Here is a 21,114-nt window from a genome sequence, read left to right as displayed (position 1 = left end):
CACAGAGTATTTGGATAATGTAAGATGTAGAAAATGGTAAAATCCGGAGGATCTTACCATTTTCAAGTTTTGTAAAGTTTGTTAATTCAATGAGAATGTTCTCAGTTAAAGCTAGGAAGCTGTTTAGTCTGATTTAGCATCTGCTACAAAAATATATGAATAGATTTAATAAACTGTCAGTATTTATAATTTCTGACCACATGTTTTATAAATCCTATTTCTAATAGTCATATTGTATATGTTAAGATGTTTGTTTATAGGTGTTTGAAGGTGTGTCGAGAATGTTGCGGGTTTATAATTAACGGCTTGTATGTTCTTATCTTGGTGACTATAAGGGTATAAAACCTAACGTATATTATTTGTTGAAAACTGATACGTATTTTTGTGGTAAAGGCAGGCTATTTATAGTAACTTTACAAATTGTGAAAAAGCAAAGATTGAGATATGAATAATTTTGTACACTTACATGTTCACTCCCAATATTCACTGCTTGATGGTCAGGCTAGTATTCAAAAGCTAGTAGATAAGGCGGTTGGTGATGGAATGAAAGCCATTGCATTGACCGATCATGGCGCAATGTTTGGGATAAAAGAGTTTTTCAATTACGTAAAAAAGAAAAATTCGAAAAATGATGCTGCTATTAAGGAATTAAAAACTGAGATAAAGAAATTAGAGGCAGATAAAGAATCAGACAACTCGATTCAGATAGGAGATTTAAAAACCAAAATAAAGGAAGAAGAGGCTAAAAAGTTTAAACCCATTATAGGTTGCGAATGTTATGTTGCACGTCGGAGCAGACATCTGAAGGAAGGCAAGCCGGATATGAGTGGTTGGCACTTGGTGGTTTTGGCCAAAAATCTTACCGGGTATAAAAACCTTATCAAAATGATTTCGTACGGATGGACAGAAGGTTATTATATGCGTCCTCGTATCGACAAAGAATTGCTCGAAAAATATCATGAAGGACTTATTATCTCTACAGCATGTCTTGGGGGTGAAGTCTCTAAAAAGATTATGTCCGATGATATAGAAGAGGCCGAAAAAACTGTTCAATGGTTTAAAAATCTCTTTGGTGAAGATTATTATCTCGAGTTGCAGAGACATAAGACAAACCGTCCCGACGCAAATGCTGAAGCATATCCTTTGCAAGAAAAGGTAAATAAAGAACTGCTTCGTATTGGCGAAAAGTACGGAGTTAAGGTAATCGCAACAAATGACGTTCACTTTGTAGATGAGGAGGATGCCGATGCACACGACCGACTGATCTGCTTGAGTACGGGGAAAGATTTTGACGATCCTAAACGGATGAGATATACAAAACAGGAATGGTTGAAAACAACAGCAGAAATGAATCAAATCTTTGCAGATCATCCTGAAGTATTGACCAATACGCTTGAGATAGCAAATAAAGTAGAATTTTATTCTATAGATTCGGATGCATTGATGCCTTTCTTTACGATCGATGCCTCATTTGGAACCGAAGAAGGGTATAAAATTATGTACTCCGAAGAAGACCTTATTCTCGAATTCGGAGAAAAAGCATATCACCGTTTGGGTGGGTATGATAAGGTTATTCGTATAAAGCTGGAATCAGACTATCTGCGACACCTTACAGTCATAGGAGCAGATAAACGATATGGAAAAGACCGAAGTCCGGAGATCGTAGAGCGGCTCGATTTTGAGTTGAATACAATGAAAACCATGGGGTTTCCGGGATACTTCCTAATTGTCCAAGACTTTATTGCTGCCGCACGTAGTATGGGGGTTGCTGTAGGCCCGGGACGTGGTTCGGCTGCGGGTTCGGCAGTAGCTTATTGTTTGGGTATAACAGATATAGACCCAATTAAATATGACCTCCTGTTTGAGCGTTTCTTGAATCCCGACCGTATATCAATGCCGGATATAGATATCGACTTTGATGATGATGGGCGAGGCAAAGTATTGAAATGGGTAACAGATAAATATGGTCAAGAACGTGTGGCACATATTATCACATATGGAACTATGGCGACAAAGTCGGCTATAAAAGACGTTGCTCGAGTACAAAAACTGCCTTTGTCTGAATCTAATCGTCTTGCAAAGTTTGTACCCGATCGTATTCCTGATAAGAAAAAAGTCACACTACGAGATGCGATAGAATATGTTCCCGAGCTGAAAGAAGCAGCAAACAGCTACGATCCGATAATGCGCGATACAATAAAATATGCGCAGATGCTAGAGGGTAATGTCCGCAATACAGGTGTACATGCATGTGGTATCATTATCGGGCAGCAGGATATTTCAGATATTGTACCCGTTAGTACGGCGGAAGATAAGGAGACCGGAGAAAATATTTTGGTTACTCAGTATGAAGGTACTGTTATTGAAGAAACCGGACTTATCAAAATGGACTTCTTGGGGTTAAAAACCCTTTCGATCATAAAAGAGGCAATTGAAAATATCAAACATACAACAGGTAAAGATATCGATATAGACAGTATATCTTTGGAAGATCCTGTAACATATGAACTATACAGTCAGGGAAAAACGACAGGTACATTCCAGTTTGAGTCTGCCGGTATGCAGAAATACCTGAAAGAGTTGCAGCCTTCCAAGTTTGAAGACCTGATTGCGATGAATGCTCTTTATCGCCCGGGACCGATGGATTACATTCCATCATTTATTGCCCGAAAGCATGGAAAGGAAGAGATCAGTTATGATATTCCGATAATGGAGCGCTACCTGAATGATACGTATGGTATTACCGTATATCAGGAACAGGTCATGTTACTTTCTCGTCTATTGGCTGATTTTACACGTGGACAATCCGATGAACTACGTAAGGCCATGGGTAAAAAGCTTATAGATAAGATGAATGCCCTAAAGGAGAAATTCATTGCGGGAGGAACAAAGAACGGACATCAAAAGAAGACACTGGATAAGATATGGGCCGACTGGGAGAAATTTGCTTCGTATGCATTTAATAAGTCTCATGCGACATGTTATTCTTGGGTTGCATATCAAACAGCCTGGTTGAAAGCAAACTATCCATCCGAATATATGGCTGCGGTTCTATCTCGGAACTTATCAAATATTACGGAAATAACTAAGTTTATGGATGAGTGTAAAGCCATGAATTTGAATGTTTTTGGACCTGATGTGAATGAATCATACCTTAAGTTTTCGGTAAACAAAGAAGGAGATATTCGCTTTGGTCTAGCAGCCGTGAAAGGTGTAGGAGAGGGGGCTGTAATGAATATCATAGAAGAAAGGAGAAATAATGGCCCTTTTAAAGATATCTTTGATTTCGTAGAGCGTATCAATCTTAGTGCATGTAATAAGAAGAACATAGAATCTTTAGCCTTGGCCGGAGCATTCGACAACTTTCCGGGAATGACGCGGGAGCAATTCTTTGGAATGAATGGTAAAGGTGAAACATTTATTGATATGCTTATTCGTTATGGAAATAAATTTCAGATAGATAAAAATCAAGCAGCAAACTCCCTGTTTGGAGACGATGCTTCGTTTGATATTGCTCGTCCCGAAATTCCAAAAGTAGAGAAATGGTCAGACCTGGAACGTTTGAATAAAGAGCGGGAGCTGATCGGTATCTATTTATCAGCCCATCCACTTGATGAATACAAGATCATCCTAAATTATGTATGTAATGTAGGTATGTCTGAAATAGAAGATAAGGATGCGTTGAAAAATAAAGAAGTTACTTTTGGGGGGATGGTGAGTGGAATGCGTGAGGGCATCACCAAAAATGGGAAGCCATATATGATATTGCGTATAGAGGATTTTACAGGTAGTGGAGAGATACCTCTTTTTGGCGATGATTATATCAATTTTAATAAATATGGTCGTCCGGGTTTATATGTATTTGTAAGGGGGCGTGTGCAAGGGCGTAAGTACGATGCAAATCAGATGGAGCTTAAGATTAATTCAATTCATTTGTTGCCGGACATAAAAGATACCTTGGTGGAGAAGATAACTATTACATTGCCTCTGCATGACATGAATACTCAGATGGTAGAAGAATTATCAACTTTAACTAAAAACAATCCGGGTAATTCATTGTTATATTTTGAAGTAGTAGACGGAGAGCGAAATATGAAAGTAGACTTGTTCTCACGAAGCTATAAAATAAATGTAAAACAGGAACTTATTGATTATCTGGTAGAAAACGAAAGTTTTGTCTTTAAGGTAAATTGAAATTTTTATATCTAAAATAGATTATTTACCTTTGCAGAGGAAAAAACAAAATAGACTTAATATATAAAATATATAAACAAATAGACAAAAGTTATGGCTTTAGAAATTACAGATGCAAGTTTTGAGGATGTTCTAAAATCGGACAAGCCTGTCGTTATTGATTTTTGGGCAGAATGGTGTGGCCCATGTCGTATGGTCGGTCCAATTGTTGAAGAATTGGCCGGTGAATATGCCGATAAAGTAACCATTGGTAAAGTAGATGTGGATAACAATGACGAGATTACCTCTAAATATGGTATTCGTAATATCCCTACTATACTTTTTATTAAAAATGGTGAAGTGGTTGATAAACAAGTTGGTGCAGCACAGAAATCTGTTTTAGTAGACAAAATTGAAAATCTATTGAAATAAATTCTGATTTTCATAGAGTGCAATAATGAATTACAGATATTGACAGTAATTTAGATATTGAAGATATAAATAACAAAGCCGTCTGATATTTTCAGACGGCTTTCTTTATTTTGAAGTGAATTCTAAAAGTCAGCTTTTATTTTTTCGGGTTCATAATTACTTCTATATGATTTCCTTGAGATACCAATTGTTTAGTTAAAGCTTTGATATCATCTTTGGATAGGGAGTTCACAAGTGCTAGATAACTTGAATGGTTATCTTCTCCATAGAAATATTTAGAACCTAATATGCCCACCCAATAGCCGTTTTGTTTTTCATCCTCTTGGAATTTCTTTACCATATATTCTTTTACTTTCAGGAAGTCTGTATCTTCAGGGCCGTTCTCAGCTATCTTATTTATTTCGCAGCTGATAATAGGAGTTATTGAGGCAACTCTTTCAGGATCAGTATCAAAAGACATTTGCAATACACTCTGACCTGCCGGAATTCGAGAGATCCAAGAGCGTACCCCAACGCCATACGTACCGCCGGCTTCTTCTCTTACTGTACGCACATATACAATATCCAATATTTGCTTAAGTGCAGATAATGCAATTTGATTTTTTTGCTCATACTTCAGAGTTCCGCTATACATTTCGAATGCAGATGTTTTTGGTGTTTTCATCTCTTGTTCAAAGACATTTTCAACGTGTCCTTTACGTATATTCGAATCTACATTTTTATATTTGGCATCTTTGTTTCCTGATGGTAGCGAAGCAAGATATTGCTCTACTAATGGTTTCAGAATAGCTTCGTCTACTGTACCCACAAAGTTGAAAACAAATGAACCTGGATTTGCATATATTTCTTTGTATATTTCAATAATACGATCGTAGTTCAATTTTTCTGCATCTTCTAACAACATAACTTGCATGCGCGGGTTGTCTCCATACATGGCTTTAGTCTTGTTGATATTCAAGATGAAGGAAGGTTCGGATGTCAGGTTCTTCAGCTGATTTTTGATCAAATCCATAATGTTGGAGTATGCGCCTTTATCTTTACGTGGAGCTGTAAAATATAGATAAGTCAACTGAAGCATTGTTTCCAAATCCTTCATGTTTGAAGATCCATTGAACCCTTGTGTATAAGCAGATATATTGTTGTTTACATTCGCAGACTTGCCTGCCAATACTTTCTTGAGATCTGTAGAGCTGAAATTGCCAATACCGCCTACTGATGGAACCATTGAAGCCATATTTGCATTATAGATATCAGCGTCAGGAACGATAGAAGTTCCTCCATAAGCATGAGCAGACATTAGTATCTCGTCATCTTTAAAGTCTGTTTTCTTAATAACTACTTTCATGCCGTTCGATAGTGTCCATATCGTAGTCCCTAGGGTGTTGTCAGCTTCGGTCTTTACGATAGATCCCGGTTTTGGTAATTGGCTTACAAGAGGTTCGTTAGATACGGCTTCTTGGTATGCTGTAATATTTTCGGCTTCTACTTTCTTAAATACATTCAATAACTCATCTGTTGTAGGATATACCAGTCCTTCTTTCTCTGGGCCTGTTACGGTAATGATAATGTTCTTATCCGCAATCAGTTGTTTTACAACAGCGTTAATTGCTTGAGCATTAATAAACGGAGCAAACTTCTTGACGAAATCATATTCGTATTCGATGCCCGGTATGCCTTCATCGCCGGTAAAGCTTCTTACATATTCTTGAACGTATCTGTTGTTAAGCTCTTTATTTCTGTTGTTATACATATTTTCATATTGTTCCAATAAAGTAGCTTTCGCTCTTTCTACTTCAGCATCAGTATATCCGAATCTTTTGATGCGTTCATTTTCTCTTATCAGGCTCGCTAAAGTCTCATCAACCTTTCCTTCCTTACTTAGAGCAATAGTGGTCCATGCATCTTTTGTTTTCGATACGAAGAACTCTCCATCGTATGCATAGGACGCAGCAAAGGGAGCATCTCCTTTTTGAGATATTTCCTCTAAGCGATCTGATAGCATATTCGAAGCAAGGCTTTTTATGAAGCTAATAATTAGACCTTCCTGAGTTTGTTTTGTCTCAGCCGGTATTACATCGTGCTTAATATACAGAGTAACTTGAGTTCTTACAGCCTCGGGGTCGGTAATAACAGATACAATTGGTTTATCATTATCCGGAACAGGGAAGTAAACTCTTTCTACCGGATTAATCGGTTTGGGGATATCAGACCACATGGCTTTTATCTTAGCCTCTACCTCATCTACATTAATGTCTCCAACAATAACGATTCCTTGCAAATCGGGACGATACCATGTATGATAATAATCACGTAATGTCTGATAAGGGAAATTTTCTACAATTTCCATTTTGCCAATCGGCATGCGGTCGGCGTATTTACTTCCTTCGAAGATAACAGGTAGCTGCTTATCCCATATACGGTATTGAGCACCGCTACGGGTACGCCATTCTTCCTTGATTACAAGTCTTTCTTCATCAATTTGCTCATCTTTCAGAGCGATAAATCCAGACCAGTCGTGCAATACCATCAAGCATGAGTCAATGATCGCATCACGTACTACGGGGACGTCATCCAGATTGTATACAGTTTCGTCAAACGAAGTGTATGCATTTACATTTGCACCAAATTTAACTCCGATTGACTCCAGGTAGTTTAGCATAGTCTTTTTACCCGGAAAGTTTTTTGACCCGTTGAAAGCCATGTGTTCAAGAAAGTGAGCTAATCCTGCCTGATTGTCTTCTTCCTGAATAGAACCTACCTTCTGAGCGATATAAAAGTTAGCTCGTTTCTCAGGGTAGGCGTTATGACGGATATAGTATGTAAGTCCGTTTTCTAACTTCCCATATCTAACCTGCGGATCGATAGGTAGTTTTTCCATTGTTTGTGCTTTGACAAGTCCGGCTATGGCTAGTAAAGCGATAAAAATAAAAGACTTCCTCATATTATTAATGTTTAAAGTGTTATTCTATAGTTATTTTAGAAAGTACCGGCTTATGATCGGAAACGAAAGTTCCGTTTAAAGTGTCGGGCAAGACTACATAATCTTGTACCTTTATTTGTTTACTCACAAATATATAATCAATTAGAGGACGTTCGCTTTCAGCTAGTCTGCCAAAGTTGTGGAATGTCCAGTCTGTACCTGATGCTTTTAGGGTAATCGTTTTACTGTCTAACAAGTGATTGGTCTTTGATGCATCTGTAATATTCTTAATCGCTTCCGATTGCGGAGTATCATTAAAGTCTCCTGTAAGTACTATCGGCAGACCTTTTCCCAACTCTTCAGCTTTCTTTAATAGTAAGTTTCCGCCTTCTTTTCGGGCAATCAATCCATCGTTATCAAGATGTGTATTAATAGCAAATATTTCTTTACCCGTAGCTTTTTCTTTTAGTATAGCCCATGTTGCCACACGTATATATGATGCATCCCAGCCTTTAGAACCTGCTACTTCGGGCGTTTCGCTTACCCAGAATGTGCCAGACTCTATAGCCGAGAATCTATCTTTTTTATAGAAAATGGGGCTGAATTCTCCTTTGTCTGCACCATCTTCACGTCCTACGCCTATTGCTGTGTATTGGGGTAGGCGTTCTTTCAGGTCATTCATCTGGTTCAACAAAACTTCTTGCATGCCGAGTATATCCACATCATTCATCCGAACCATTTCAGCGGCATTGTCTTTTCTGTATTGCCAGCTGTTAAGACTGTCGCTGGGAACATCCAAACGAATATTGAATGTCATAACGTTCAGCTCTAAAGGTTTTGTTTTACAGGATGATATGAAAAGTAGAGAGGGTAGTAATAAGTAAATTAATTTTTTCATTTTAAGAACGTTAATTGAATGAAACTATTTATTGGTATTTGAAATTTATGTAAATAAATTATACAATTTGGGTAAGAAAATAATAGCTCCGCAGATGACAGATATTACAGACGATACAAAAACTGCAGCTGCGGCAAGGTCTTTTACTTTTTTTATAACTTCGTTCCACTGAGGTGATATATAATCACATATATTCTCGATGGCAGAATTTATTATCTCTAGGCTAAAAACTAACGCTATCAGAATACATATAACAAGCCATTCTGTATTTGATATTTTCAAAAGAAATCCCCCCGTAACTACAACTATTACAATAGCTATATGTATACGGGAATTATGCTCTTCCAAAAATAATACTCTCAAACCGTTTAGTGCATATAAAGCCGATTTAGAACGCTTTTTTAGCGAAAATTTCTCCGAACCTTTTTTGCTCATTTCAGGCAACCCTTAAATTGGAATACATTTGAATCGCTAATTTAGTAACAAAAAAATGATAAAAAGACAGTTCCTGCTTCTTTTTGGCAAATAACTTTTGCTTTTTATTTGTTTCTGATATTCGGTTTCTGTAATTTTGAATAACAAAATCTGAAAAATATGAAAAAGTACATATTCTTTTTATTATTCTCTATCGGATTGACTTCTTGTAATTTGAGTTATCAAAACAATCTGGAGAAAATGGGTGATGCTGTAAGGCAGCACATGAGGTACAGGGATGCAGATAATGGGACTATAACCAAAGTGGAATACTTTAAGCCAATATCGTACGAAAAAATAGCCAAAGAAAAACGTCAGAAACCTGATGAGGCTTATTTATTGCGGGTATACATTCAGGGTACATGGTCTTATGAGAACAGTTATAGGATATATAATATCAATGACACTGTCAATTGTTATCTGAACGAAGACAAAAAGGTGTTGAGGATGGATGAGAATAAAGAAAACTAAGAAAACTATCTTCAATATATAGAAAATAAGAGGGCATTTCTTCTTTCATTTTAGAAAGGGAAATTGCCCTCTTTTAATATATCTGCTCGATTATTGAATTATTTCATGTAAATTTGTATTATTATCATATTTAAGATTATCGATGAATACTTTTGGAAATATATTCAGACTTACTTCTTATGGAGAGTCTCATGGTGCTGGTATCGGAGGAGTTATTGATGGTTGCCCTGCAGGGATAACCGTAGATATGGAGTTTATACAAAACGAACTAAACCGCCGTCGTCCGGGACAATCTAAGATAACTACCCCTCGCAAAGAAGCAGATGAAGTAGAGTTCTTATCGGGAATATATGATGGTAAAACTACCGGAGTACCGATAGGATTTCTTATTCGAAACAATAATCAGCATTCGTCAGATTACGATAACCTGAAAGATATTTATCGTCCCTCTCATGCAGACTATACATATTCTCAGAAGTATGGTATACGTGATCACCGTGGAGGAGGCAGGTCGTCGGCCCGTGAAACTATTGCTCGCTGTGTAGGCGGGGCATTAGCTAAGCTTGCGTTGAAGCAGTTAGGAGTAGAAATATTGGCTTATACTTCGCACGTGGGACATATAAAGCTGGAAAAACTATACAAGGATTATGATCTGTCACTTATAGAATCTACACCTGTACGTTGTCCCGATCCGGAGAAAGCGCAGTTGATGATAAAACTTATCGAAGAGGTTAAGTCGAAAGGGGATACTATTGGCGGCGTTATTTCGTGCGTTATAAAGGGGGCTCCTGTAGGATTAGGTGAGCCTGTATTTAATAAGTTACATGCAGCTTTAGGAAATGCTATGCTTGGTATAAATGCGGTGAAAGGGTTTGAATACGGCGATGGATTCGATGTAAATCACAGAGGATCGGAGGTCAATGATGTATTCTATAACGATAATGGTAAGATAGGAACCAAAACAAACCATTCGGGCGGTATACAAGGTGGAATATCAAACGGACAAGATATCTATTTTCGTGTAGCTTTCAAACCTGTGGCAACAATTTTGATGCATCAGGAGACTGTAAATAAAGATGGAGATAGTGCAGACCTTAAGGCTCGTGGACGTCACGACGCTTGTGTACTACCTCGTGCAGTGCCAATTGTTGAAGCTATGGCGGCGATGACTATTTTAGATTATTATCTTTTGAGCTGTACGAATCGTGTTTTCTTGGATAAGCTTTCTTAGGAGATCTCAGCCCTTTGATCAAGTGCTTAGTTGCTAAAATGGGATTGTGAAGTAGCATTCGTGGACCGGAGTACTTCATGATTTCTTTTATTCTTTCTCTCATTTCCGAACTATAGCAATGAACTTTACAGTTTTGGCATGTGGGTTTATCCTCACCAAATATGCATTTCGTTAACTTTCTTTGTGCGTAATTGTTCAATTCAGCGCAAGACGAGCATAAAGCATGGCTTGTACCATGTTTATCTTTACAGTACAAGTGAATCATCTTTGCGATGGTCTTTTTTTCTGTAGTATTCATTTACAAAGAATCTCCTATATAGAAGATAGGTATAGTGATTATGATCAAAAATGATCGCTCTATTATTCAAAGTTAAACACAAGTGATATCATTCGTGTTTTTCCCGATGAAATCGCTTGAGTATATTTAATTAAATCTTTATCTGATAGATCTGATCTGTCTTTATTTACAACATCCGCTAGTCCGAATGAAAATTTTAATTCAGGACACAGTTTGAATAACGGTAAATACAAATTACACCCAACGCCAAATTCCAAACCATAGTCCATCGACTTGAAGCGGAGTATATCATTCTTTTTTTGTCCAATATTTAAAGCAGCATATGCCCCTGCAAGCAGGTAGGGTCTGAAATTTCCTGTACGGTCTGCACTAAACTTGAGATAAAGAGGTAGTGTTAAATAATTACTCCTCAAGGCTGATTCGTATTCTTTGCCTGATGTTTGCTCTTTAAAAACAAAACGCCTTTCTCCAAAATGTAAAGAAGGTGTGGTCCGAAGATTGAAGTATTGGTTTAAATATCTGTCGGCTATCATACCTACACTAAACCCTACCGAATAGGACGGTATTTCTGTAAACCAAGCTTCACCGTTATCTCCCACATAGCCCGAATGTGATATAATAAGGTCTTGCGCTTGGAATCCAACCATAAAGCCTAAATGATACATCTTTTGATCTGCAAAAGGTAGGTTTTGCGGTTTACGAGTCTGTGCCTGCATATTAATACCGAACAGGACAATAAAAGATAGGTATAATAGTATTAATTTCTGCTGTTTCAAAATTCAGTATTTATTTCTAATAACGTAATTTGCTGTTAGTTATTGCAAAGTACTTATTTTAATCTAGAAAGCGTAAAAATAGTAATTTCTTCATCTTATTGATGTAAAACAAAAACTATTCATAATGAGTTTATTGTCAGGTAAATAATGTTGAGCGAGCCTTTCGTAAATAGATATAAACAATATAAATATTAATAATATCTAATCCTATCTATTTTAGATACAGAAAAAACTCATTATATTTGCCAAATCAAAGTTAGTAATAATATTAAAAAACAAAAATCATGGCTTACGTTATTAATGAAGATTGTATTGCTTGCGGTACTTGCATCGATGAATGTCCTGTAAATGCAATATCAGAAGGAGACATCTACAAAATTGATCCAGATGCATGTACTGACTGTGGTACTTGTGCTGATGCTTGTCCAACTGAAGCAATTCATCCTGCTTAATTAGAATTATCAGGATAACAAAATATAAAGGAAGCTAAAAAGCTTCCTTTTTTGTTTTTATAGTAGTTGTCAAGAAAAGTCTTAGTCCTTTCTGTTCCTTATTGAATGCTTTATTAGACTATAAAAGTGATTTGCTTGGGAATTGAGGGTGATTGTTATGGAATTATTCCAGATTGAGACTCCATATGATATAAATAATATGATATGAGAACTGTATTGCTGCCATCTATCTTTATGCTTATTTTTATACTAATATCTTGTAAAAAAAATCAAGATCAATCAATGATAGGGAATAGAGAAAAAAAATCTATATGTTGGAAAACTCTTAGAATTGAATCTCAAAATCAGGTAATAGTTATTGATAAATATGAGAATTATGGAGTTCGAGATACATGCGACCTTAAAGAGGTAAGAATCAATGAATCTGTCATCGAATATAAGCCTATAGATAGAGGACAAGAATATTTTGACATAACAGAACAAGAGAAAGATTCAGTGTTTTATTATATCTACGATATTGTAACAAATCCTGTTTATAGAGAACAATTCGCAACCTGCTATGTAGGTAATATTTCTATTGGATTTAGTACAGGGAATGCAACTCAAGTATGTAAATATAATTCCGTTGGCAATTGGACTACAATATCACTTTCAACAGAGAAGTTGTATAATTTATTGAGAAGAAAAACAAAAATTTCAGAGTATTAGATTTCTGTCGAATGATAGAATGATTTTCTTGCATTCTTCAATGCTTGGTTTCACTGATCATACATTTGCAAGTATTGTAAAATATTCCAAAATCAATATATATAACAGAAAAGCAATCTCATTTGAGATTGCTTTTTTGTTAGTTGCGGAGACCGGATTCGAACCGATGACCTCCAGGTTATGAGCCTGGCGAGCTACCACTGCTCCACCCCGCGATCTTGTGAGTGCAAAAGTATAGAAATAATCATAACATTCCAAATAAAAACGGGTAAATAAATAAATTATTTCTATACTTGAGAGTTACTTATTGATTACAAGGATGTTAAAAAAGGAAATATTTTACCATGTATAAGTAAGTCCAAAACCTACCATCTCATTATATTGAAAATATCCCCAATCTCCTTTTTTAGTCGGAGGTACACCATCGTCATAGCGCAAGTAGAAATAAATAGACGTTGATAAAAATCTATTTAGGTTCATTGTGTATTTATTTTCACATTCAAATAGTATTTTCTCATAGTTTGTAAAATACATAATTCGACTTGTGAATTTGTTATATCGGTTAAATGAGTATGATATATCTGCCTTAACAGTAGACCCTAAATCCAGTTTACTTTTCTTCCCTTTATCCACTCCATATCTGGTTTCATCCACCATCGTATCAGATACTAAAGTGTAGTTTATAGAGGCAGGAGATAGCTCTAATGACAAGTTTAATCGCTTGTATTTATCTTTAGGTGATATGTTTTCTGTAGTGTATCGCATACCAATACCCGAATTGACAACCAAAGGAGAAAATAACGATCTTACTCTTGATTCACTGTTTACAGGATAACCTCTGAATATCGGTGTTTCTATCTTTAAGTTGACATTGTACGACCATTTTTTAAATGCAGTTATTCCAAAAAGGCTACTGTTTCTTACATAATCTTCAATGATACTAATTTTATGAAATTCGTCGGCAGGTGTTCTCTGAACATTTAAACGCCATTCGAAAGTGTTTTCAAAACTGGTTTTGTTTTTCTTATACTTTACATTCAGCTTGTGATAATTTATTATGCTAAAGTTACTATTTCCTCCATTGTACCAGTTGTCTGAAAGCTCATTCTGATTTATTTGCAATGAATGTTCTCCTGTTTTGATCCAATAAACCGGTTTTATTCGTATTTTCTCTACTTCCGGTTTATTGATGCCTATCGGATCATCAGTTGTAAGTAAATCTTGGAATATACTCTTTTTCTCGACTATAGTCTCCTTTAAGAGAGGAATGTTTTTAAAATGAAACGCATTCAATTTAATCCTTTGAGGATTATTCATGTAGTATTGTCTTCTTTCAGCCTCTATCTCCTTAATCCGTGCAAGTTTAGGGGCAAATGTACTATCCGGAGATATCAAATGAAACTCGCTTGTAGTATCATTTTCTGATTTTTTTGATAAGAAGTCCATATCTGATGGTAATATCTTTCCATCAAAAACAACAGGTAAGAATACCGGATCAAAAATCACCGTATCTCTAAATGATACATGATCATCAAATGGCATCCAATCATTTTTTAGAATAAGCAGTCCTTTTTCATCTCTTAAAGGTTGCAGATTACTCGCATTTAATCCTTTTGCATAAGCAGAGTCGATTCTTAACGGAGCCGAAAATCCTTTGGTTGTATCTCGTGTTGAAATCTTCTTGAGTTGCCTGTCTATATTTGTTATATCTTTCAAAATACTATCTTTTTGTTGCCTTACAAGGCCTGTATTCTGTGCATTTACAGATGTAGAAAATATAAACAAACATATAATAAAACAGAGGTAGACTTTATTTACTCTCATTTTACTTATCTTTTTCAGAGAAAGTTATCCTTAATAATTTTCATTTTATAAGATGCAAATTTAGTAATTAAATCCTATATTTAATGCTTTAAGTAATCTAAAACGTTTATTGTCGTATGTCGTCCAGGCTGAAAGATGTATTACAAAAAGCTGATGAAAAGAGGTGGATATTATCTTAAGTATGACACACAGTTTTTTTATTGGTATATTATCATTAGCTTTGAGTAAAGTTTATTAAATAAATATTGTAGATATATCTTTTAGAATTTCACAGCATTTACAAAACACTCTACTAGATTCTTCAATTTTAAATTGCAAAAGATTAATATACATTATATTAATTTAATGTTAAACCGAAATATTACAAACTTAAAAACTCATTATCATGAAAAAAATATTTTTATTCTTATTGTGTGCTTTTTTTTTATTTTCCTGTAGTCAAGAAAATATAGATCAGCTATCAGAATCAGAAAATTATAATGCTCGAAAAAGTGAAAATATTTATGTTTGTACCGCCGATTTTTATGAAGGTAATGATTTTCCTTCAAATCAAAAAGCAGCGATTCTGAAAACGAAGAAATGGGAAGATGAAAGTATTATTACTATAAAGTTTTTAAATGGTAGTCCTTCTCTTGAAGATAAGGTTATGAAATATGTATTAGAATGGGGGAAACTTATTAATCTTGAATTTAGGAAGAATCCTAGAGGAAATGCTGATATCAAAGTGGCTTTTAAATGGAATGGAGATAAGACATCATGGTCTTATCATGGGATTGACAGCAAAACAATACTTCAAGATCAACCGAGTATGAACTTTGGATGGCTTGATGAAAGTACTTCTGAAGAAGAGTTTAGACGTGTAGTTCTTCATGAATTTGGTCATGCATTAGGTTTAGTTCATGAACATTTACATCCAATAAATAATATTCAATGGAATAAAGACGTTGTATATGCATATTATGCACAGCAAGGATGGAATAAAGCTACTGTTGACCGCAACATTTTTAATAAATTTACGACTACGCAGACAAATTATAGTACATATGATAAATATTCAATTATGCACTATGATATACCTTCAAGTCATACTTTAAATAATTACTCTGTTGGCATAAATAATGTACTATCCCAAAAAGATATTGAGTTCATATCCCAGCAATATCCCATAAAGACGGCAAAAAATGCACTATTCTATGGGAAAGATCATATAAAAGTAGGTGAATCTAGAACATCTGAGAATGGAGTATATTCCCTGACCCTTGAAAATACAGGAGATCTAATTCTAAGAAAGAATAACAATACTATTCTTTGGTCAATTGAAACTGGTTATAATGATGTCACAGCAGTATCTATATCAATTGTTAGGTTTCAAATAAATTTAGATTTTAAACTGAGTTCTATCAGTAGACCTCTATCAGTACCTCTTTATATTGGAGATCGAATCTCATATGATTCATCGTTAAATCTTCGGATAGAAAATAATGGAAATCTTGTACTCGATACTGGGAATAAAATTATATGGAAGTCCAATACGGATGGGAAATAATAATTTCTTATGGCATACCTTTTTAATTCAAATTTCCAAAATTATATTTATATAATATTTTGGAGATTTTCTCTTTATATTGTTCATTATATGTTATGCCATTATGCCCTTCATTAGTTAATATGACTAACGAATCTTCTTTTTTGAACAAGGAGCTAAGCATTATCGAATTCTTATAATTTATAACCATGTCTGCGTCTCCATGAAAAATAACAATAGGCATTTTACAATTAGTAATATATTTATATGTCTCTAGTTTATATTTTATTAGAAAGCGAGGGATGACGGGGCAGATACCATGAATGATATCAGTCATAGAATAGTACGGAGCTTGTAGGATTAATAAGTGAGGATTATTGACTGATGCCAGCCAAGTTGCGGGGCATGTACCTATCGAATAGCCTAATACAATGATGTTATCTTCATCATACAATTCTTTCATTTTATTATAGGCCGTTTGTACATCTTCGAATAATCTTCTCTGACTACGAATTTCACCTTCACTTTTGCCAAAACCTCTATAATCCAATAAAAATACATCGTATCCTAACTCTGTATAAAGAGAAGCCACACTTCCCCATGAATCTAAAGCTCCGGCGTTGCCATGCAGATAGAAAATTAACCCTTTAGATTCATGTGCTCTGAAAAGTAGTCCATTCAGCTTTATCCCATCGTCTGTTTGTATATATAGCCCCTCAAAATTTTCTTTAAAATTGAATTTATAATCTTTGCCTAACTTATCAGGATAGAACAAGAACCGTTCTTGGAAAAAGTAGAAAGCACCGCAAAATATTATATAAAAAGCTAATGCTATAGCAAGAAACCGAATCGCAATTTTTATCATTATATCGTATTCGTTATGTAATCAATAGGTAATAAAAAAGCATACATGGATAATTCATGTATGCTAAGTTAATATTAAATATAGAAAAGAATAAGCAGATATTACAAATTAAACTCTACACTGACAAATAAATATCTTTGTGATTTTGAATGATCAGGATTCAGGTTTCGAAAGTTCGGAGCAATTTTCAATTGCTTTACTGGTTGAAATTCTACTCCGATCATCATCAACTGACCATCAAGACTATTCCATGCTGTATTAAAACTATTCGGAGCCGAAGAGTCTACAAGATCGTAACGAGCAAATGTTCTCCATTTAGGAGCCAGTGCGATTGATGTATAGACAGAATACCCGAAATAATCTTTCTTCTCAACAAATCCTTTATTAAAAACGCGGTTGTATTCAGCACCGGCAGAAATATTTTTGTCTTTGTATCCTGCGAACACAGCCATTGTATATTGATCTTTAAAGTTTACATCTGTAACTCCTTCGGGTAAAGCATCTCTCAAGTTTTCACTTTCATTATAAACATCTCCGTATATGCGGAGTATCGTATTTTTTGTAGGATGAAGGCTCAGCCCGGCAGCATATTTCATACTATTATCCTTTTTGATCTTCTTATATCCTTCTCCGTTAGTGATCCCTAAATCTGCCGATATATACGGATTGAACGCATATTCTGCCGTTATTCCCATATCTACACTTGGTCCCATTTTGTTTAAGTCCTGAAATGATTTCATCACATAACGGTGCATCCAGTATGTTTCTTGTACGCTAAAGCCCATTAGCCCAATTAATCCGGCATTAACACTAAAGCCTTTATCACTCCAGTTTACAAAAGCATTTCGTAGATATACTTCGAGTCCATCGGAAGATGTTTTTCCTGCAGCGCCATCAATAACGACTTGAGCCTGTAACGTACGTGTGAATTTATAATTATATCCAAGGAGAGCTCTTGTGATATCAAACCCTGACTTATCATCATCACCAAAGCCTTTACTAAAATCAAGAAAGCTTCGAGCAATAATCTTCCCCGATGGCTTAAAGGCTAAAGAATCCTGAGCATAAGAGGTGGCACTACAAAGTATAGAAAATAGAAAGAAAATAGAAAAATATCGTTTCATACTCACAGTTTATAATATCTCACAAAGTAAAATGAAAAGATTTGAAAATATAATCTTCACATTATTAATGTTTTGTTAAGATAATATGACGAAAAATATACAGAATATGTATATTTGTGTATTACGCTGTATTCTAGGTGAATAGTAAGTGCTTTTTGTTTTATTTAAAATCACAGAAAGATTATTTGTCGCTGTGTAAAACTAAATCTAAAAAGCAAAGACGACTTCATTATAAAACACTACTTTTGCAACAACGCAAATTAATATTAATATGAAATATACAGAAGTAACTTTTACGTGCTCTCCCAACGACGAGATAGTTAACAGTATTCTATCTGCAACTATTGCTGATATAGGCTTCGAGAGCTTTGTTGAGAACGAACTGGGGACTACGGCATACATTCAAAGCGATTTGTTTGATGAGGCTCAATTGAACGAAATTTTAGAGAATTTTCCTTACGAAGCAAAGATAACTTATACCTATAAGGAGATTGAAGAGAAAAATTGGAACGAAGAATGGGAAAAAAACTATTTTCAGCCTTTGATTATCGATGATAAATGCATAATACAAAGCACCTTTCATAATGCTCCGGCGATATATGACTATAACATATATATAGATCCTAAAATGGCATTTGGAACCGGTCATCATCAAACTACCGAGCTGATGATAAGAGAAATATTGAAAGAAGACTTCACCGGAAGATCTTTGCTTGATATGGGTACCGGGACAGCTATCCTGGCTATCTTAGCCTCAATGCGTGGAGCCGGACCGATCGAAGCAATAGATATTGATCAGTGGGCATACGACAATGCGATGGAGAATATAAAATTGAATGGCATAGATAATATTACGATTCGGATAGGAGGGGCAGACCTACTCGCAGATATGTCTTTTGATGTTATATTAGCCAATATTAATCGAAATATTCTGCTGAATGATATTCATGCTTATGCATCTGTTTTAAACAACGGTGGATGCTTGTATATGAGCGGATTCTATATTGATGATATCCCCGTTATAACCGAAGAATGCAAAAAACATGGATTAACATTCTGTCACAATACACAAAAAGACAATTGGACTGCAGTGAAATTCCAAAAGGCCTAAAACGACATACGAGGAGGCTTCTGAATGAAACCTCCTCGTATGTTTGAGTTAATTAGGTATTAGGCTTTAAGGTAAATAAAGATTGTTTGGTTATCATTACAAAGGAACTACATTTATGAGTCCTCGCCAAATAAAAAAACATATTATAAAACATATTTTTTATAAATTTTGCTAACCATGCATGCCAATTTCTTTAATATTTTAACATTTAAATAGCCTATTTCCCATAGATACTTGTTTCCAAATAACTAAGAACAAGATTATTATAAATAATTTAACAAAAGGGCTAGTTCATATAATCCCACATTGGTAACTGTATCGGTTTTTGAGTCAAACAACTTTGAGCCTTAGCATCCAAATACTTCTTATGTACCACTATACGAAACATATACTCGCTAAACCATTTATCTGTAAAGGTTAAGTATCCCTTGTTTCCTGATGCTGCACCCCAACTATTTTCAAACTCCCATTTAATAGGCTGATCGCTCATATCCGTATCACATCCAACAAGAGTCATGGCATGCGTGGATCCACTTTGACGGGTTAAAATGCGCGCTTTTTTGTCCATCGACAAGTTTACACCCAGCAATGATTCATAATCATACATTTCGGGATCTAATATACCTGATTCTCTATTCATCTGTTTGCCAACATCGCATGAAGCGTACATCGGCTCATTGCTTTTGATAGAGGCTAATGCTGCTTTCTTAATATCTTCATTTGGCAAGTTCAGATATATCCAGTTTATACCTTCTATTGTGTTTTTATAATTCTGGATCTCATACAACTTGTAATATTCACGTGTAGGATCATTCATTATCATTATATAGTTGCTCGGAGAATAATCTTCCGGTGTAATCTCTTTATAAAACTGTTGAGGCGTATAGTTGCTGAGTTCTTTTACGCTTCCGTTTTTATCCTTATATCTCCATGTAAACTGTTTTGGGGGCTCGCCAAGGCAAAGAACCAGAATCCGGTATACATCTTTCAAGATAGTTGCTTTTTCGTTTCTTAACTCCTGTGTCTTTTTTCCTGAAGCTGCTTGTTCACGAAGATTGTATCCTCCTCGACGCAGTTTTTCGTTTACAAGGTTAATCATCTGTCTCGTGTTATTCGAGTGTGCTGTTTCCGGCATTACTTCTTGAGGTACAACACCATATTTTTGTCCAAGATTGTAATATAGATTCCAGACCCCACCATCACTTACAGGTGACTTGAAGAGATATTCTACGGTGCGATCATCGAAAGAATCTTTGCTTGTTGCGATTATATTTTCTAAAAATAAATTTGATTTTTCAAATATATCCCAGAAATATAGATAATTGTGAGAGAAGTCAAATTCACTCAGATTGTATTTTTCGATGATGGAAGGGCGCAATACATTCATGGACGTAAACATCCAGCATCGTCCCGAACTTTTTTGATCAGTGATACCTTTAACATTTACCCGATATTTGAAGTAATGGTCTATTTTCCCTTGAAGGCTGTTGTTTAGTGCATTTGCAGTAATGTTGGCATTTGATGTCAGAACGTTTTGGATAGCCTTAGTAGCGGGGTCTTCTTTAAAGCTAGACTGTATTTCCTGTAATTCTTTCTCGGTGATACTTTGAGAAGAAACAGCAAGAGAAAAACATAGCAAAAATCCCGTGAATAGATGTTTTTTCATAAAATATGTCTTTTATATTTGAATGTAGAATAACTAATTATGCAAAAATACGAAATATTGATAGATATTTGTTCTACATGCCAATTATAATAAATATTTGTTTAAACATAATGCTTAATCTTCATCAAAGACTTTTATCTTTGCATCGTTAAAAAAAATATCTAAG

Annotated in this window: 17 protein-coding genes and 1 tRNA gene; 8 read left to right on the top strand and 10 right to left on the bottom strand. The window is 35.2% G+C overall.

The annotated features are described in order from the left end of the window. Positions 1-444: 444 nt before the first annotated feature. Both dnaE and trxA read left to right on the top strand, forming a co-directional pair. Positions 445-4,194 (top strand): DNA polymerase III subunit alpha, encoded by a 3,750-nt coding sequence (dnaE, locus tag QOX35_RS12135; RefSeq protein ID WP_283687132.1) that lies wholly within the window; start codon positions 445-447, stop codon positions 4,192-4,194. A gap of 93 nt (positions 4,195-4,287) precedes the next feature. Then, a complete protein-coding gene (gene trxA, locus QOX35_RS12130; protein ID WP_135105233.1) occupies positions 4,288-4,605 on the top strand; it encodes a thioredoxin in 318 nt (105 codons plus the stop codon). Between the two features lie 136 nt (positions 4,606-4,741). On the opposite strand, the gene QOX35_RS12125 is transcribed toward trxA, so the two are convergent. From QOX35_RS12125 to QOX35_RS12115, 3 genes are read right to left on the bottom strand one after another with little or no spacing between them, the layout of a single operon-like run. Beyond that, entirely contained in the window at positions 4,742-7,546 is a 2,805-nt protein-coding gene (locus QOX35_RS12125; protein WP_283687131.1) for a M16 family metallopeptidase, read from the bottom strand. A gap of 19 nt (positions 7,547-7,565) precedes the next feature. After that, a complete protein-coding gene (locus QOX35_RS12120; protein WP_283687130.1) occupies positions 7,566-8,423 on the bottom strand; it encodes an endonuclease/exonuclease/phosphatase family protein in 858 nt (285 codons plus the stop codon). Between the two features lie 45 nt (positions 8,424-8,468). Then, positions 8,469-8,858 (bottom strand): diacylglycerol kinase family protein, encoded by a 390-nt coding sequence (locus QOX35_RS12115; RefSeq protein WP_283687129.1) that lies wholly within the window; start codon positions 8,856-8,858, stop codon positions 8,469-8,471. Between the two features lie 159 nt (positions 8,859-9,017). Here QOX35_RS12115 and QOX35_RS12110 point away from each other — a divergent pair, with 159 nt between their 5' ends. Continuing rightward, positions 9,018-9,368, top strand: coding sequence for a hypothetical protein (locus QOX35_RS12110; RefSeq protein WP_283687128.1), 351 nt, complete (start codon positions 9,018-9,020; stop codon positions 9,366-9,368). 142 nt (positions 9,369-9,510) lie between these two features. Beyond that, on the top strand, positions 9,511-10,599 hold the full coding sequence (aroC, locus tag QOX35_RS12105) for a chorismate synthase (protein WP_283687127.1): 1,089 nt from the start codon (positions 9,511-9,513) through the stop codon (positions 10,597-10,599). Here the strand turns inward: aroC and QOX35_RS12100 are convergent. Further along, positions 10,538-10,897: a nitrous oxide-stimulated promoter family protein gene (locus QOX35_RS12100; protein WP_283687126.1), complete on the bottom strand. Its 360-nt coding sequence runs from the start codon at positions 10,895-10,897 to the stop codon at positions 10,538-10,540. The genes aroC and QOX35_RS12100 overlap by 62 nt on opposite strands. 62 nt (positions 10,898-10,959) lie before the next feature. Then, the gene (gene porT, locus QOX35_RS12095) at positions 10,960-11,673 is read right to left on the bottom strand and encodes a type IX secretion/gliding motility protein PorT/SprT (protein WP_502846769.1); all 714 of its coding nucleotides are present in this window, start codon (positions 11,671-11,673) and stop codon (positions 10,960-10,962) included. Positions 11,674-11,957: 284 nt separating this feature from the next. Between porT and fdxA the strand changes: the two genes are divergently transcribed. Further along, positions 11,958-12,125, top strand: coding sequence for a 4Fe-4S ferredoxin (gene fdxA, locus QOX35_RS12090; protein ID WP_006842812.1), 168 nt, complete (start codon positions 11,958-11,960; stop codon positions 12,123-12,125). Between the two features lie 204 nt (positions 12,126-12,329). After that, complete coding sequence (locus QOX35_RS12085) at positions 12,330-12,833, top strand: hypothetical protein (protein ID WP_283687125.1); 504 nt, start codon at positions 12,330-12,332, stop codon at positions 12,831-12,833. Positions 12,834-12,976: 143 nt separating this feature from the next. Here QOX35_RS12085 and QOX35_RS12080 read toward each other — a convergent pair. Both QOX35_RS12080 and QOX35_RS12075 read right to left on the bottom strand, forming a co-directional pair. After that, positions 12,977-13,048, bottom strand: a tRNA-Met gene (locus tag QOX35_RS12080). Positions 13,049-13,172: 124 nt separating this feature from the next. Continuing rightward, on the bottom strand, positions 13,173-14,657 hold the full coding sequence (locus QOX35_RS12075) for a DUF3078 domain-containing protein (RefSeq protein ID WP_283687124.1): 1,485 nt from the start codon (positions 14,655-14,657) through the stop codon (positions 13,173-13,175). Between the two features lie 385 nt (positions 14,658-15,042). Between QOX35_RS12075 and QOX35_RS12070 the strand changes: the two genes are divergently transcribed. Further along, positions 15,043-16,203 carry a matrixin family metalloprotease gene (locus QOX35_RS12070; RefSeq protein ID WP_283687123.1) on the top strand — a complete coding sequence of 387 codons (1,161 nt, stop codon included), beginning with the start codon at positions 15,043-15,045 and terminating at the stop codon, positions 16,201-16,203. Between the two features lie 22 nt (positions 16,204-16,225). On the opposite strand, the gene QOX35_RS12065 is transcribed toward QOX35_RS12070, so the two are convergent. Together QOX35_RS12065 and QOX35_RS12060 are read right to left on the bottom strand one after the other, a co-directional pair. Then, entirely contained in the window at positions 16,226-17,047 is an 822-nt protein-coding gene (locus QOX35_RS12065) for an alpha/beta hydrolase (protein WP_283687122.1), read from the bottom strand. 101 nt (positions 17,048-17,148) lie between these two features. Next, positions 17,149-18,171, bottom strand: a complete 1,023-nt coding sequence (locus QOX35_RS12060; protein WP_283687121.1) for a hypothetical protein — start codon at positions 18,169-18,171, stop codon at positions 17,149-17,151. Between the two features lie 271 nt (positions 18,172-18,442). On the opposite strand from QOX35_RS12060, the gene prmA reads away from it, so the two are divergent. Next, the gene (gene prmA, locus QOX35_RS12055; protein ID WP_283687120.1) at positions 18,443-19,282 is read left to right on the top strand and encodes a 50S ribosomal protein L11 methyltransferase; all 840 of its coding nucleotides are present in this window, start codon (positions 18,443-18,445) and stop codon (positions 19,280-19,282) included. Between the two features lie 286 nt (positions 19,283-19,568). On the opposite strand, the gene QOX35_RS12050 is transcribed toward prmA, so the two are convergent. Then, positions 19,569-20,948, bottom strand: a complete 1,380-nt coding sequence (locus tag QOX35_RS12050; protein WP_283687119.1) for a C1 family peptidase — start codon at positions 20,946-20,948, stop codon at positions 19,569-19,571. Positions 20,949-21,114: the final 166 nt, after the last annotated feature.

Origin of the sequence: Dysgonomonas sp. Marseille-Q5470, from assembly GCF_951230145.1 — a bacterium.
Lineage (GTDB): Bacteria > Bacteroidota > Bacteroidia > Bacteroidales > Dysgonomonadaceae > Dysgonomonas.
The sequence above is the reverse complement of the archived record's forward strand: the minus strand, read 5'-3'. Positions and strand labels throughout refer to the sequence as shown.

Bases quoted from the DNA above. Each gene is read 5' to 3' on its own strand.
- dnaE (WP_283687132.1), top strand. From the start codon at position 445: ATGAATAATTTTGTACACTTACATGTTCACTCCCAATATTCACTGCTT.
- trxA (WP_135105233.1), top strand. From the start codon at position 4,288: ATGGCTTTAGAAATTACAGATGCAAGTTTTGAGGATGTTCTAAAATCG.
- QOX35_RS12125 (WP_283687131.1), bottom strand. From the start codon at position 7,546: ATGAGGAAGTCTTTTATTTTTATCGCTTTACTAGCCATAGCCGGACTT.
- QOX35_RS12120 (WP_283687130.1), bottom strand. From the start codon at position 8,423: ATGAAAAAATTAATTTACTTATTACTACCCTCTCTACTTTTCATATCA.
- QOX35_RS12115 (WP_283687129.1), bottom strand. From the start codon at position 8,858: ATGAGCAAAAAAGGTTCGGAGAAATTTTCGCTAAAAAAGCGTTCTAAA.
- QOX35_RS12110 (WP_283687128.1), top strand. From the start codon at position 9,018: ATGAAAAAGTACATATTCTTTTTATTATTCTCTATCGGATTGACTTCT.
- aroC (WP_283687127.1), top strand. From the start codon at position 9,511: ATGAATACTTTTGGAAATATATTCAGACTTACTTCTTATGGAGAGTCT.
- QOX35_RS12100 (WP_283687126.1), bottom strand. From the start codon at position 10,897: ATGAATACTACAGAAAAAAAGACCATCGCAAAGATGATTCACTTGTAC.
- fdxA (WP_006842812.1), top strand. From the start codon at position 11,958: ATGGCTTACGTTATTAATGAAGATTGTATTGCTTGCGGTACTTGCATC.
- QOX35_RS12085 (WP_283687125.1), top strand. From the start codon at position 12,330: ATGAGAACTGTATTGCTGCCATCTATCTTTATGCTTATTTTTATACTA.
- QOX35_RS12075 (WP_283687124.1), bottom strand. From the start codon at position 14,657: ATGAGAGTAAATAAAGTCTACCTCTGTTTTATTATATGTTTGTTTATA.
- QOX35_RS12070 (WP_283687123.1), top strand. From the start codon at position 15,043: ATGAAAAAAATATTTTTATTCTTATTGTGTGCTTTTTTTTTATTTTCC.
- QOX35_RS12065 (WP_283687122.1), bottom strand. From the start codon at position 17,047: ATGATAAAAATTGCGATTCGGTTTCTTGCTATAGCATTAGCTTTTTAT.
- QOX35_RS12060 (WP_283687121.1), bottom strand. From the start codon at position 18,171: ATGAAACGATATTTTTCTATTTTCTTTCTATTTTCTATACTTTGTAGT.
- prmA (WP_283687120.1), top strand. From the start codon at position 18,443: ATGAAATATACAGAAGTAACTTTTACGTGCTCTCCCAACGACGAGATA.
- QOX35_RS12050 (WP_283687119.1), bottom strand. From the start codon at position 20,948: ATGAAAAAACATCTATTCACGGGATTTTTGCTATGTTTTTCTCTTGCT.